This window comes from Flavobacterium gilvum (assembly GCF_001761465.1).
Taxonomy (GTDB): Bacteria; Bacteroidota; Bacteroidia; order Flavobacteriales; family Flavobacteriaceae; genus Flavobacterium; species Flavobacterium gilvum.
In genome coordinates this window covers 41,367-56,022 of the sequence record NZ_CP017479.1, presented here as the reverse complement: position 1 = coordinate 56,022, position 14,656 = coordinate 41,367, and the positions used below count along the sequence as shown (strand labels likewise).

The 14,656-nt window shown below is 33.7% G+C and carries 11 protein-coding genes; 9 read left to right on the top strand and 2 right to left on the bottom strand.

Annotated elements, in window-relative coordinates; genetic code table 11:
• Positions 1 to 162: 162 nt before the first annotated feature.
• On the bottom strand, positions 163 to 2,499 hold the full coding sequence (locus EM308_RS00260) for an outer membrane beta-barrel family protein (RefSeq protein WP_035640614.1): 2,337 nt from the start codon (positions 2,497 to 2,499) through the stop codon (positions 163 to 165).
• 361 nt (positions 2,500 to 2,860) lie between these two features.
• On the opposite strand from EM308_RS00260, the gene argS reads away from it, so the two are divergent.
• Positions 2,861 to 4,639: an arginine--tRNA ligase gene (argS, locus tag EM308_RS00255; protein ID WP_035640619.1), complete on the top strand. Its 1,779-nt coding sequence runs from the start codon at positions 2,861 to 2,863 to the stop codon at positions 4,637 to 4,639.
• 92 nt (positions 4,640 to 4,731) lie between these two features.
• On the opposite strand, the gene EM308_RS00250 is transcribed toward argS, so the two are convergent.
• Positions 4,732 to 5,244 carry a hypothetical protein gene (locus tag EM308_RS00250; protein WP_035640620.1) on the bottom strand — a complete coding sequence of 171 codons (513 nt, stop codon included), beginning with the start codon at positions 5,242 to 5,244 and terminating at the stop codon, positions 4,732 to 4,734.
• Positions 5,245 to 5,811: 567 nt separating this feature from the next.
• Here EM308_RS00250 and ffh point away from each other — a divergent pair.
• The 8 genes from ffh (at position 5,812) to EM308_RS00210 (ending at position 14,619) form a co-directional block, all read left to right on the top strand.
• A complete protein-coding gene (ffh, locus tag EM308_RS00245) occupies positions 5,812 to 7,164 on the top strand; it encodes a signal recognition particle protein (RefSeq protein ID WP_035641237.1) in 1,353 nt (450 codons plus the stop codon).
• 118 nt (positions 7,165 to 7,282) lie between these two features.
• Positions 7,283 to 8,164: a bifunctional 5,10-methylenetetrahydrofolate dehydrogenase/5,10-methenyltetrahydrofolate cyclohydrolase gene (locus EM308_RS00240; RefSeq protein ID WP_035640873.1), complete on the top strand. Its 882-nt coding sequence runs from the start codon at positions 7,283 to 7,285 to the stop codon at positions 8,162 to 8,164.
• Between the two features lie 403 nt (positions 8,165 to 8,567).
• The gene (locus EM308_RS00235; RefSeq protein ID WP_035640876.1) at positions 8,568 to 9,404 is read left to right on the top strand and encodes an ABC transporter ATP-binding protein; all 837 of its coding nucleotides are present in this window, start codon (positions 8,568 to 8,570) and stop codon (positions 9,402 to 9,404) included.
• Complete coding sequence (locus tag EM308_RS00230; RefSeq protein WP_156101393.1) at positions 9,394 to 10,212, top strand: hypothetical protein; 819 nt, start codon at positions 9,394 to 9,396, stop codon at positions 10,210 to 10,212. The genes EM308_RS00235 and EM308_RS00230 overlap by 11 nt, the downstream gene beginning before the upstream one ends.
• Before the next feature lies 1 nt (position 10,213).
• A complete protein-coding gene (locus EM308_RS00225) occupies positions 10,214 to 10,591 on the top strand; it encodes a GntR family transcriptional regulator (protein WP_035640883.1) in 378 nt (125 codons plus the stop codon).
• Positions 10,578 to 10,946, top strand: a complete 369-nt coding sequence (locus EM308_RS00220; RefSeq protein WP_035640885.1) for a hypothetical protein — start codon at positions 10,578 to 10,580, stop codon at positions 10,944 to 10,946. Before EM308_RS00225 ends, EM308_RS00220 begins: the two co-directional genes overlap by 14 nt.
• Positions 10,947 to 11,005: 59 nt before the next feature.
• Complete coding sequence (locus EM308_RS00215; RefSeq protein WP_231926274.1) at positions 11,006 to 11,284, top strand: hypothetical protein; 279 nt, start codon at positions 11,006 to 11,008, stop codon at positions 11,282 to 11,284.
• 581 nt (positions 11,285 to 11,865) lie between these two features.
• Positions 11,866 to 14,619 carry an outer membrane beta-barrel protein gene (locus EM308_RS00210; protein ID WP_051877918.1) on the top strand — a complete coding sequence of 918 codons (2,754 nt, stop codon included), beginning with the start codon at positions 11,866 to 11,868 and terminating at the stop codon, positions 14,617 to 14,619.
• Positions 14,620 to 14,656: the final 37 nt, after the last annotated feature.

Below are 14,656 nucleotides of genomic sequence, written 5' to 3'. Positions count from 1 at the left end.
TTTTCAATGTCATAAAATAATCAATTTGTGAGAATTTGTGGAACTTGTGATTAACTTTTTTGGAAACCATTTGTTCTATGTCAGAATTAAATATAAAGAAACCCCAGAGTTGGCATTCTCTGGGGTTTCTTCTTTTGGTAACCTAATTATTAAAACTAATTTTTAGAACCCACCACTTCCCTGGGTTTCGTTTTTATCTCTTTCTTTTCTTTGAATGGCTTTGTTTTTTCCTGTTCCAAAACGATAATTGAATCCTACGTAAGCTGTTTGGCTTTCCCAATGGAACTCTCCACTTTGTAATTTGGGTTTTGTTGCCTCAAATGAAGAATGCATACTGTTAAAAACATCACTAACTCTGGCAGTTATTGTTCCGCTGCCTTTTAAAATGGTAAGGCTGGAACCTGCATCAACTCTCCATGTTGGTTTATTGATAAATTGCAATCCTATATCTTCGCCTCGGTACATTCCTGTCAATTGAAAACGTAAATTTTTATTGGCTTTAAAAGTGTTGCTCATTCTGGCGTTAAAAGTAGTAACGTCAACCTCTACATAATCCATTTCTACATAGCCTTTTATTTTTCTTTTATAGGCATCAAAACTAATATTGGCAGTATACCATTTTGTGAAGTCTAAATTTCCTGAAACCTCTACTCCGTAGGCATTGTTGTCCCCTAAATTAGAATAAGATAAAATTTGTTTTTCAGGGTCTTCTACACTTTGAGTCAGCGTTCTTGTAATCTCGTCATTAATTTGACGGTAAAATACACCTGAAGTTATCGAGCCAATTTTGGTTTTTCTAGTATAATTCAATTCAACTGAGTTGGTAAATTGAGGAGACAATTCGGGATTTCCCTCGGAATCGATTAGTGGAGTACTCCATTGGCGAATAGGATTTACCTGACCAATGCTTGGTCTGTCTACACGTTTTGAAACACTGAAATTGAACGAATTATTATCATTTTGAGTGTAAGTTAAAAAACCAGAAGGGTAAATCGTGAATAAATCTTCATTAAAATTACCATCAGCTTCATTTACTTTTTTAAATAAAGCATCGGCGGTGTATTTTTCAAAACGGGCTCCTGCTTGCGCATTCCATTTTTTCCATTGTTTTGAGAACGTGGTATAAGCAGAATAAATTTTTCTTTCGTAATCGAAATTTGAATTATAACCACCATTCAAAAGAAAATTATTTTTGGTGTTTTCAATTCTGGTTTCTAATCCTGCCTCAAGTTTGATGGTTTCTGTCAAAGGATTGACGTAATCTAGATTAAGCAAGACATTGTTTCTTTTATTATCAATATCGTTTGTTTTAGGATCGTTGTATATGCTGTTTTCAGAATCCTTGTTGTTGCTGTAATTACCTTCAAATTCAAGAGTATGTCCCTCTTTCTTGAATTTTTTCTTATAATCCAAATTATAAGTTTGGGTATAATTATTGTATTTACTGTCAACTGTTTGGTAAATACTTGGTTTTACAGGAATCAAATAATCCACAGTTACCTGAGATTTTCCGTTGTTATTATTGATATTTTGAGTGGTGTAGACAGAAATAGTATTTGTGTCATTCAAATAAAAGTCAAGCCCTACTTTGGCTAAGTGCGAGGTATTATCATTCAAAAAATCAAAGCTTTGAGTATTCTCATCATTTGGTTCAAGTGTTTTTACTTGTCCGTGATTGTGTCTTTTTCCGTCAGTTAAGCCGTAATTAGCATACATATTCACTTTTCCACTTCGGTAATTCATGTCAAAAGAGGAATTAGTTTTTGGGGTTTCTCCAAAGGTTACGCCACTGTTCACACTTCCGTTAAAACCTATTTTTGCGTTTTTGTTTAAAACAATATTGATAATCCCGCTCATTCCTTCGGGGTTATACTTGGCTGATGGGTTGGTGATTAATTCAATTTGTTTGATTGAAGTGGACGGAATTTGTTGCAATAATTGAGCAGCATCTACCGTGCTTGGCTTACCGTCTACAAAAACCCTAACATTAGAATTTCCTCTAAGGCTCACTGCATTGGTTTGCGGATCGACACTTACGGATGGAATGTTGTTCATGATTTCGGCGGCAGTGGCTCCTGCGCTCAATAAATCTTTACCAACATTAATAACTTTTCGATCCGTTTTTTGTTCGATTATCGAATGTTCTTTAACGATGTCAACAGATTGTAGTTCTGTAGCTTCTTCTTCTAAAAGAATTTCTATGCTTGAATTTTTTTTACCCGAATTCAATTCTAATGAAGTAACATATTTTTTGTATCCAATAAATTCAACTTCTAAAGTGTATTTTTTTAATTCTAAATTTTTAATCTGAAAGTTTCCGTTTTCATCAGCGACTATTCCTGAGACTACTTTTCCGGCATCTTTTATGACAATTGATGCATACTGAACGGGTTGTTTTGTTGTTTTGTTTGTTACTCTTCCCGAAATAATTCCCGGGTTTTCTGCATGTGCGATTCCTATGATACTCAATAGGAAAAATGTAAATAGTTTTAATTTCATGTTTAGTTTTTTTTTGATTGATTATTTTGATTTTTTCCGCTACGCTCCAAACAGTTCGGCTACGCCTCGGGTGATGACTGCATGTAAGACTGTTTTATCTTTTATTTGTAACACTTTTTGTGAAAAAAAGTAATTATCAATTGTTGATTTTGTTGTTAATCTTTGGTTTTAAAAGGGTTGTCTTGTGTAATTTTTTTTAGAAAAAAATGTTTTAGAAGAGTTTTTAGCGTTATTTGAGGAAGGCATGGATGTTTTTTTTAAGTAAAAATGGATCGAACGATTATGAATAGAAAGTAATTTTCACTTTCGATATTTGGTGAATAAGCCGTATATTTGCACACTTAAAAAAAAACAAGTATTCATGTCATTATCCAATATTCTTACCCCATCTATAGAAAAAGCAATTCAGACGTTGTTTGATGTAACAATTGATAAAATTGAGTTTCAAGCTACACGGAAAGAGTTTGAAGGCGATATTACCATGGTTATTTTTCCATTGTTGAAAGTGATAAAAAGTAATCCTGTAGAATTGGGAAACAAAATTGGAAATTATTTGGTTGAAAATGTTTCCGAAGTAGCGCGTTTCAATGTGGTTTCGGGATTTTTGAATATTGTAATTGCCGACCAATATTATCTGAATTTCTTCAACGAAATCAGAACTATTGAAAAATTTGGATTTGTAACGCCTTCGGCAAATGACAAGGCAGTGATGGTAGAATATTCTTCACCAAACACGAATAAACCCCTGCACTTAGGTCACGTTCGAAATAACTTATTAGGTTATTCAGTAGCCGAAATTCTTAAGGCTTCGGGTAAAAAAGTGTATAAAACGCAAATTATCAACGATAGAGGAATACATATTTGTAAGTCGATGTTGGCTTGGCAAAAATTTGGTAACGGCGAAACTCCAGAATCTACCGGTTTGAAAGGTGATAAATTGGTGGGTAACTATTATGTAGCTTTTGATAAAGCCTATAAAGCTGAAATTACCGATTTGATGAATGCGGGAAAAACTGAGGAAGAGGCCAAAAAACAGGCTCCAATTATTCTCGAAGCGCAGCAAATGCTTTTGGATTGGGAAAGTGGAAAACCGGAAGTTATTGAACTTTGGAAAATGATGAACCAATGGGTTTATGATGGTTTTGGAACTACTTATAAAAATCTTGGAGTTGATTTTGATAGCTATTATTACGAAAGCAATACCTACTTATTAGGAAAAGATGTTGTTCAGGTTGGATTAGACAAAGGGATTTTTGAAAAAGATCCAGACGGTTCAGTTTGGATTGATTTGACAGATGAAGGTTTGGATCGTAAAATCGTCTTGCGTTCAGACGGTACAGCAGTTTATATGACACAGGATATTGGAACTGCAATTCAACGTGTAAAAGATATGCAGGATGTAGGCGGAATGGTTTATACTGTAGGAAACGAGCAGGATTATCACTTTAAAGTATTGTTTTTGATACTTAAAAAAATAGGATTTGACTGGGCTTCCAATCTTTTTCACCTATCCTACGGAATGGTTGATTTACCTTCCGGAAAAATGAAATCCAGAGAAGGAACTGTTGTTGATGCTGATGATTTAATGAGTGAAATGACTAGTACAGCCCAACAAATTTCTGAAGATTTAGGGAAATTGGATGGGTATTCTGATGTCGAAAAAGCTAGATTATACAATACGATTGGCCTTGGGGCGCTAAAATATTATATTTTGAAAGTAGATCCAAAAAAGCGAATCCTTTTCAATCCAGAGGAATCTGTCGATTTTGCTGGAAATACTGGACCTTTTATTCAATATACTTATGCCAGAATTCAGTCGATTTTACGCAAAGCTGATTTTGATCTTAATGCTGTATCGAGCGTAGTCGAGATACACGAAAAGGAGAAAGAATTGATAAAACAACTTGAATTATTTCCAGAAGTAATTCAAAATGCGGCCAATAATCACAGCCCAGCTTTGATTGCTAATTATACTTATGATTTGGTGCGTGAGTACAACTCGTTTTACCAAGCCGTTTCTATATTGGGAGAAACTGATTTAGGCAAAAAAACGTTCAGAGTGCAATTGTCCAAAAAAGTAGCAGATGTTATTGCAGATTCCTTTAGTTTATTAGGAATTAATGTCCCGGAGCGAATGTAATTTTTCTAAGAAAAAATATTTTTAATTTAAAATCCGCATTAGACTTTGTTGAGAAGTCTAATGCGGATTTTGATTTTAAGAATTGAGCAATTTTAATTCATTGCCAAATCTTTGGTGTTTTTGATAATTTCACCTGTTGAATTAATAATTACAATTTGAGTTTTGTTGTTTTTTTTAAGTTTTAGATGATAAGATTTTTTTAATATTTCTCCTTTTTGTTGAGAATATTCAAATTTACTTTTTGTTATTGTCCAATCTGGATAAGACATGTAAACAGAATTTATGACTTCTCTAGGTAATTCTACATTAGTGTATTTTTCGGAAACATACATTAATACTCCTTTTTCATCGAATGTTGCCTGTAAAGAACCTTTTTTATTTTCTAAAGTAACTAAATATTCGCTAAAGTTTTTGCATTCATCATCTACTTTGTATAAAACGAACTCGTTTTGAGTATTTCTGACAACAGCATCAGGATTGTTGTCCGGAATGTATTTTTTGTTTTGTGAAATTAGTACTTCGGGTAATTTGATAGCTTTTTTTTCTTGTGAATAGGTCACGGAAAATAAACTTAAGCATAGAACGAAGGTGATAACTGTTTTCATGATTTTGTGTTTTTTATATTGTTTTTTTTTAGAAAATTATTTTGTTTTTTGATAGAGTAAATGTACGATCTATTTTTGGAAGCGCAAAATATTTTATTATTAATTTGATAAAAAAATAATTGATTTTTTGCTTAATATGTATTTTAGTGCTTTTATTTTGATTTTAAATTAAATAATAATTATTATTTTAACATTTTGATGAATATTTAAAAATCTTATTATTGCAAACAATAACATAAACGAAAACGTTTGAATAGAATTGATGCTAAAAGTGTAAATCTTGCTAAAGTGGAAAAAGAAATGACTCGAAACAGGGTGCAGAATATTGTAAGTAGGGTATCTAAAAAGATATATGCTCATATTTACTTATGCATTACCAAACGATTTGATAAATTCATTTTTTTACTTCTATTGATTTTTGTTTTTTAGGAAAATTGATTGATATATCTAGCTTTTTTTTGTTGTTTTGAATTTTATTTTGAAACAAATGATTTTTTGTTTCTAATACTTTTTAAACTTCAATATCAAATCCTTAAATTTGCGCCTTAATTAAAGAAAAACACAATTATGTTTGATAATTTAAGCGATAAACTGGACAAAGCCTTTCATATATTAAAGGGGCACGGAAAAATCACCGAAGTAAACGTAGCCGAAACTTTGAAAGAAGTGCGTCGTGCCTTACTCGATGCCGATGTCAATTTTAAAATTGCCAAAGATTTTACTACCAAAGTAAAGGACAAAGCAATAGGTCAGGATGTATTGACAACGTTGCAGCCGGGACAATTATTGGTAAAGTTAGTCAAAGATGAGCTTACAGAATTGATGGGTGGAGATGTTGCGGGAGTCAATCTTTCTGGAAATCCTTCAATTATATTGATGTCGGGATTACAAGGATCTGGGAAAACTACTTTCTCTGGTAAACTGGCTAATTATCTTCAAACAAAAAAGAATAAAAAACCACTTTTGGTTGCCTGTGATATTTATCGTCCGGCGGCGATTCAGCAATTGTATGTCGTTGGGGATTCAATAGGAGTTGAGGTTTACTCTGAGCCAGAAAATAAAAATCCAGTTGAAATTGCTCAAAATGCAATCAAACACGCAAAAGCCAACGGATTTAATGTTGTGATTGTCGATACGGCCGGTCGTTTGGCTGTCGATAAGGAAATGATGGACGAAATTGCCAAAGTGCACCAAGCAATCCAACCACAAGAAACTCTTTTTGTTGTGGATTCCATGACTGGTCAGGACGCAGTGAATACAGCTAAAGCATTTAACGATATCTTGAATTTTGACGGGGTTATTTTGACCAAATTAGATGGTGATACTCGTGGAGGAGCTGCAATTTCTATCAAATCTGTGGTGAACAAACCAATTAAGTTTGTAGGTACTGGTGAGAAAATGGATGCGATTGATGTTTTCTACCCAAATCGTATGGCTGAGCGTATCCTTGGTATGGGAGACGTTGTGTCCTTGGTAGAAAGAGCTCAGGAGCAATATGATGAAGAGGAAGCCAGAAAAATTCAGAAGAAAATTGCAAAAAATGAATTTGGTTTTGATGATTTCCTATCGCAGATTCAGCAAGTGAAGAAAATGGGTAATATGAAAGACTTGGTAGGAATGATACCAGGTGCTTCCAAAGCCATGAAAGATATCGAAATTGAAGACGACGCTTTCAAACATATTGAAGCAATTATCCATTCGATGACGCCTATCGAAAGAAGTAAGCCGGCAATAATCGATGTAAAAAGGAAGGCTAGGATTGCCAAAGGTTCCGGGACCAAAATCGAACAAGTGAATCAATTGATGAAGCAGTTTGACCAAATGAGCAAGATGATGAAGATGATGCAGGGCCCAGGAGGAAAAAACCTGATGAAAATGATGGGCGGAATGAAAGGAATGCCAGGCGGAATGCCAAGATAATAATGATAGTTTCAAGTTTCAGGTTGTAAGCCTGAAATTTGAAACTTTTTTAATAATAACAAATTGAGTTTCATTATTACCGTGAAACTTTGAACTTTAAACTTTAGACAAAAAAACAATGCAACTACTCGACGGAAAAAAAACATCGGAAGATATTAAAAATGAAATTGCTGCCAAAGTAAAAACAATGAAAGAAAACGGGGAAAAAGTTCCTCATTTGGCTGCCGTAATTGTTGGAACTGATGGAGCAAGTTTAACTTATGTAGGAAGTAAGGTTCGTTCTTGCGAACAAATTGGCTTCGAATCTACATTAGTTAGTTTACCTGCCGAAATTACCGAAGAGGAATTGCTTGCCAAGATTAAAGAGTTGAACGAGGATGATAATCTGGATGGTTATATCGTTCAGTTGCCTTTGCCAAAACATATCGACGAGCAAAAAATATTAATGGCGATTGATCCTGAAAAAGATGTAGATGGTTTTCATCCGGCCAATTTTGGAAAAATGGCTTTGGATATGGAAACCTTTTTACCGGCAACACCATTCGGAATAATGGAATTATTGGAGCGATACAAAGTAGAAACTGCCGGAAAACATACAGTAGTTATCGGGCGTAGCCACATTGTGGGGAGACCGATGAGTATCTTGATGAGCCGCAAAGGATATCCAGGAGATTCTACTGTGACATTGACTCACAGCAGAACCAAAAACATTGAAGAATACACCAAAAATGCTGATATCATTATTACAGCACTTGGTGTTCCCAATTATCTTAAAGCTGATATGGTAAAAGATGGTGTGGTTATAATCGACGTAGGAATTACTAGAGTACAAGACGCTTCGCATCCAAAAGGATATGTAATTACTGGTGATGTTGATTTTGACGGCGTAAGCAAGAAATCTTCTTTCATCACCCCGGTTCCGGGTGGAGTAGGGCCAATGACTATTGCCATGTTATTAAAAAATACACTTTTAGCAAGAGAGATTCGAAGCAGAAAATAGAATTTACATTATTATACAAAAGCCGTTTCATTTAGTTGAAGCGGCTTTTTTGCGTTTAATGGGATTCGTTTTTTCAAAAAAAGGAATATAAAAGCACTCAAGTAGTCATGTCGCTCAATGCCTGAGCCTAATATTGTCATTCCGACGGAGGAGGAATCTCAACAATACAATTCGACAACGTAATTCATTTTTTTACTTAGATTGCGGAGCTACTTGAGGAGATGCTTCCTCCATCAGTATGAGAAGTTTGGGGATTGTTGAGAGGTTAAAAAAAACAAAAAACTCGCAATCAAATTCAGGCTTTTAGATAGTTGTAAAATAATTTTTCTAAAAATGATTGTTTATTACATTATTATTTGCTTTATTTGTGTACTACTTAACTAGTACACTAAAAAACCATACTATGATTAACATCCAACACTTAAATTTTCAGTACCGAAAGCAAGACGCTTTGTTTACTGATTTGTCCTTTCAGCAGGAAAACGGCAGTATTGTAGGATTGCTTGGTAAAAATGGAGCAGGCAAATCAACTTTTCTTAAGTTAATTTCGGGGCTGCTAAAACCACAATTGGGAGAATTAAGAATCAACAGCTTTAAACCATTTGATCGATTGCCAGATTTTCTAGCCGATATTTATATGGTTTCCGAAGAGTTTTTGTTTCCCTCCATAACCATTGGGCTGTATATAAAGGCAACCGCGCCTTTGTACCCAAAATTCGATTATGATAAAATGGATAAAATCCTGAAGGAATTTGAATTAAATCTTAAAAGTAATCTGAACGGACTCTCACACGGACAGCGCAAAAAATTCCTCATCGCCTTCGCTTTATCCACAAATTGCAGTTTGTTGATTTTGGATGAACCAACAAATGGTTTGGATATTCCATCTAAAAGTTTGTTCCGAAAAGTTCTAGTCAGTTCTGTCACAGAAGAACAATTGGTTCTTATTTCGACTCATCAGGTAAAAGATATTGAAACCATAATCGATAAAATTGTGGTGCTCGATGAAGGAAAAATTGTTTTTAATGAAACGGTTTTTGACATCAGTCAGCAATGGCAATTTAAAACTGTTAATAGTTTATCTGGTATTGAAACGCCTATTTATCAGGAGAAATGTCTTGGTGGACATCGTATCTTAATGGGAGCTGACGAACTCGAAGAAACCGAAATAGACATCGAACTACTTTTTAATGCCATAATCAATAAAGTAACCCTAAAATCCGAAAGCCATGTCATTTAATAACTATTTTAATATAAAAAGATTTAGCCATTTATTGAAGCAAGATTTGCTAATTAATAAAACCAAATACCTTCTGACTATTATTGGATTAGCATTCATAACTTATCTATTATCATATTGGTTTCTTAATTCAGCTAAAAATAGTATGATTCAATATGAAGGTGGTGTAAGTAGGAATTATATGGTGTGTTTTATTTTTTATATGATGGCAGTTGGGGTTGTAGTTGGAACAGCATTTCCTGATTTAAGCAATCAAATCAAGACCAGTAATTATTTACTTTGTCCGGGTTCCAGTTTTGAAAAATTGATGGTTCAGTTTTTGCTTAGAATCGGTCTTTTTGTACCTATAGCGTTGGGAATATTCTGGATTGTTATCCGTTTGGCAAAAGCATCTTTGACTCCAGGCGAATCAGGATTGGATCTTTCATTAATTCCCTATTTTGAGTTTCGCTTTTTGGTAAGCAATTATAAAAATGAACTTGATGATATTTGGAAGATACTTTTTATGATTTTCGGGTTTTTGTCTTATGGTATTTATCTTTTTGCGGGCACTACCTATTTTAAGCGTTATGCATTAATTAAAACTGTGATTGTCTCAGTGGTTTTATGGGGAACTTCAGTTTTATTTGTGATATTGCTCTCCCATATTTTTTATCCTGAAAATCATGGTTTTGGTATAATATTAAGAGATTTTGTTATTACAGAACATTTAGATAGCAGTCAAATGTTCGCTTTATTATTTTCGCTATTTTCTTGGATGTTCTTTTTAGCTATTGCTTATTTTAAATTAAAAGAAAGAGAGGCATAGTATGGATTTTAAATCAACAAAAGGGATTTACCTCCAAATAGTAGATGCTCTCTGTCGGCAAATTTTAGAAGGTGAATTGAAGCAGGGAGACCGGGTGGCATCGGTTCGGGATTTGGCAGCCGAATTTGAGGTGAATCACAATACAGTCATGCGTGCTTATGCCAATTTGCAAGATGCAGGCATTTTTGACAACAAAAGAGGCGTCGGTTTTTTTATCTCTGAAAAAGCTTTGGACCTTATAAAGGAGAATGAAAAATCTAATTTTTTCAGTCAGGATTTGCCTGATTTTCTACTTAAAGTAAAATTACTTAAACTCAATAGCGCCGATTTAAACGAATTATTATCAGTAATAAAAAACAATGATCATGAAGACAAGTAACTATATATTTATTTCTTTTTTAATTTTTCTTTTTAGTGGAATTACCCTGCTTTTTGTAGGAGCAAAATACTATAGGGGTACTGAGCATAAGGGTGGTTTCCTGACTCAAGAAAAGCCGTTGCAACCGTTTTCGGTCGTGGTTGCAGAGACAGGAGCCAATTTTATTTTGAAAAATGGACCCCAAAACAAAATAATCCAAAACTATTTGAAAAATTCGGTTCCCAACTTTGCGCCATTCTTGGTTCGTAATGATACCCTTTTTGTTTATTCGGTTAAAAAAGAGCATCTCAACGAAAGCAGTCAACAAAAGGGGGGTATTTTTTTATTGTACCGGATATTTATTGTCAAAATGTAAAAAGTATCCGTGCTAAGGAAAACTCAGTAGTTCGGTTAAATGAATTTCAAACCGATAGTTTGCGTGTTAATTTGAATAAGGCTCAATTGAATTCTAATTTTAAGAAGATTACTTCTATTTCCATACTAGCCAAAGAATCTGAAATTTACTTTGAAGGAGAAAGTTTGACAAAGTTGCTAATACAACTTGATAAAACAAAATTATATGTTCCTGTTAAAAAACGAATCAGCATTTTGTCAGGAACTTTGAAGAATAATTCCAACTGTCTTTTAACCATCGGTAATAGTGTTAATCTTGATGCCGATAAAACGAGTGTTTATCAATTTTATAATAATTAGAGTTTTGACAAAATTAATTTCTAATAGTCTGCAATTTGCTTATTTCTGAGTTAAATGTTAAATAATACTGTGTTAGCTTTTATTGCCTTTTGTTTGATTCAAGATAGATATTACCAAATTCAAGAAGTGCAGGATTTCCTAGCAATAGTGTATTTACATTTGCTTCATAATATTATTGAATTATTTTCAAAAGTCCACAATTCGTCCATTTCTGAATGAAATGTTAAATAATGTCATATTAATTTTACACAGATTTTAACGTTTTGTTGTAATATTTATGTTTTGTTTATGACTATGTTTGAAAATTATTAAAAAAAACTTACAAAAAAACCAATCCTCAAACGGTAAACTATTATGGAAAAAACCTTTCTTTTGCTTGTTATGCTATTGCCAATGTGTAGCTTTCTTTTTCAAAAAATAATTAAAAAGCCAATGTTTTGTGTTCGTACACAGGAAAATAGCATTTTTAAAAATGAACAGATAAGGCACGTAAAACGAAATAAATTATAATCATGAATAAAATCTACTTACTGATAATAACGTGCTTTTTTAGTCTTTTAGCTAATGCTCAAAGCAAAATAATGCTCAAGGGAAAACTCATCGACAAGGAAACTTCAGCTCCAATCGAAGACGCAACCGTTTATCTTACGACAGTAAAAGATTCTGCTATAATAAGTTATACAGTTTCGGATAAAAATGGAATTTTCAAGTTTGAAACCAAAAAGATAACTGTTCCTTTTTTCTTGAAAACATCTGCCACTGGTTACGAAAATCTTAAAATCAAGGAAAATTCGGCTACTGAAAATAGAGATTTTAACGTTTTGCCTCTTTCAAAAAAGCAAATTCAACTTTCGGAAGTGGTCGTGAAAAGCGATGCGCCTCCAGTCAAAATCAAGAAAGACACTTTGGAATTTAACGCATCCTCGTTCAAGGTGCGCCCAGATGCGAATATCGAAGCTTTGATTCGGCAATTGCCCGGAGCACAAATTGATGGGAATAAGAATATCACCATCAACGGAAAAGCTGTTGACAAAATATTGGTTAACGGAAAACCGTTTTTTAGCGAAGACGGGAAAATTGCGCTTCAGAATTTATCTGCAGACATGGTAAAAAAAGTACAGGTTTCGAACACCAAAACCAAGGAAGAAGAAATGACCAAGCAAGAATCGACTTCTAATAGTTCGACTATCAATTTTGTTTTGAAGGAAGATAAAAACAAAGGAGTTTTTGGAAAATTCATGGGTGGCTATGGTACCAATGATCGTTATGAAACCAGTGGAATTGCCAGTTATTTCAAAAACAAACGCCGTGTTACTGCAATTGTTTCGTCTAACAATATCAATGCGACAGGATTCTCTATGGATGATGTTTTTGATAATATGGGTGGTGGCCGAAATATTTCGGGGCCACGTATTTCTTATGGGAATGGTAATTCTGCTCCAACAGGGATAACCCGTTCAACAACAGCGGGATTGAATTATGATGACGAATGGACAAAAAAATTAAGTGCACACACCGCTTACAACTATAAGAATTTGGACAATGAAAATAAAAACAAAACATCCAGAGCAGACTTTTTGCCAACAGGAAACATTTTCACCGAATCAGAAAGTAAGAGCAACCAATTGACTGAAGGGCATGATTTTAATGGCGAATTTCAATATAAAATAGATGACAAAACAAATATTTATCTAGCTCCGCGTTTTGCAAAAACAACAACGAATAGTAGTTCTGCCTATCAGGCTGCCTCACGGGACGATAACAATAATTTGATGAATGAGAACAGTTCCAAAGTTAATTCTCATAGCGAATCGGGAAATTTTAATAATTTTATGGGTTTTTTTAAAGGCTTTAAGAAAAAAGGAAGGTATTTTAGCGCTTATTTGCAAAATAATAATTCGATAAGTGAATCCAATTCGATAAATAATTCGGCAACTTTGTTTTATCAAAACGCAACTCCAGATGATATTCGGAACCAAAATGTGTTGGCGAAAAGAACCAATGATAATCTTTCTTTTAATCTTCAATATACGGAGCCTATTACCGATTCTTTGTCTGTTTTTGTTGGGACAATGACAAATTGGGCCAAAGGGAAAGATGATAACAATACTTTTGATTTTGATACTGCAGCGGGTAAGTATTCGGATAGGAATGAATTGTTGTCAAATTATTTTGAATCGAAATCATCTCGGTTTTCACCTAGTGCCGGATTAATGCTCCGTAAAAAGAAAGGCTATTTTAGGGTTTCGCTAGGGACGTATTTTGTAGAAACAGATAATTTTTCAAATTATTTAGATACCAATACCAATTTGTCAAAAAACTATGCTTTGCCGGAAGGGAGTTTGAATTTTAATTATAATATTACAAAATCAAAGAGTATTAACGGCTATTACAATCGTTCGTATTCTTTACCCACCGCTCAACAGCTTTTGCCAGTCGAAAATCTTTCCAATCCTTTGAATACGGTTGTTGGAAATAATAATTTGGACATAGGGAAAAGTCACTATGCCAGTGTTAGTTTAAGAAGTCAGAATACCGCAGGTCTTTCAAGTTATTCCATTTATTCTAATGGTAGTTATTCAGACAGCGGTATTGCTACCACTTCGATTTATGATGCAAATGGAAAACAAAAAACGACCTATGTTAATATTTCAGGAAATTATAATCTTAGCCTAGGTGGGAATTGGAATAAAACCATAAAAAAAGGACTGAATACCTATAAATACGGTTTGGATTTGAATACAGGATATGGTTTTCAACAAGGATTTACCAATGCTAGGTTATATTCGGCGGAGATAAAAAGTGTCACCCCAGGATTTTCTTTCTCGTATGATTACGGAGAATTTTTTACACTGCGCCCTACATACTATTTTACAATTAGAAAAACAGATTATAACAATTATAGAATTGACGAAACATCCAACAGAGAACACGAATTCAAGATAGAGGCGACGAATTATTTCTATAAACAATGGGTTTTGGGGAATGATTTTGGATACAACTACAGTTCGAATATTTCGGGAGGTTTCAAAAAAGATTTCTATTTGTGGAATACCAGTTTGTCCTACAAAAGCAAAGAGGATCAATGGATTTTCAAATTTAAAGTGTATGATATTTTGAACCAAAATCAAAGTGCCACACGAACCATATCAGCAACCTCTATTGTTGATGCGCAAAACACCGTTTTAAAACGTTACGGAATGTTCTCGATAACATATAAATTCAAGAAGTTTGGAGTGAAATTGGAAGAAGAAAAACCGGTACAAAAGCCAGAACAAAAACCGGAACTAAAACTAGAGCAAAAAACACAACAAAAAGCACCTGAAAAAAAATAGTCATTATGTATAATTCAGATTTTAAATTAATATAATT

Bases quoted from the DNA above. Each gene is read 5' to 3' on its own strand.
- EM308_RS00225 (WP_035640883.1), top strand. From the start codon at position 10,214: ATGGATTTTAAATCAACAAAAGGGATTTACCTCCAAATAGTAGATGCT.
- EM308_RS00210 (WP_051877918.1), top strand. From the start codon at position 11,866: ATGCTCAAGGGAAAACTCATCGACAAGGAAACTTCAGCTCCAATCGAA.
- ffh (WP_035641237.1), top strand. From the start codon at position 5,812: ATGTTTGATAATTTAAGCGATAAACTGGACAAAGCCTTTCATATATTA.
- EM308_RS00230 (WP_156101393.1), top strand. From the start codon at position 9,394: ATGTCATTTAATAACTATTTTAATATAAAAAGATTTAGCCATTTATTG.
- EM308_RS00220 (WP_035640885.1), top strand. From the start codon at position 10,578: ATGAAGACAAGTAACTATATATTTATTTCTTTTTTAATTTTTCTTTTT.
- EM308_RS00250 (WP_035640620.1), bottom strand. From the start codon at position 5,244: ATGAAAACAGTTATCACCTTCGTTCTATGCTTAAGTTTATTTTCCGTG.
- EM308_RS00235 (WP_035640876.1), top strand. From the start codon at position 8,568: ATGATTAACATCCAACACTTAAATTTTCAGTACCGAAAGCAAGACGCT.
- EM308_RS00260 (WP_035640614.1), bottom strand. From the start codon at position 2,499: ATGAAATTAAAACTATTTACATTTTTCCTATTGAGTATCATAGGAATC.
- EM308_RS00240 (WP_035640873.1), top strand. From the start codon at position 7,283: ATGCAACTACTCGACGGAAAAAAAACATCGGAAGATATTAAAAATGAA.
- argS (WP_035640619.1), top strand. From the start codon at position 2,861: ATGTCATTATCCAATATTCTTACCCCATCTATAGAAAAAGCAATTCAG.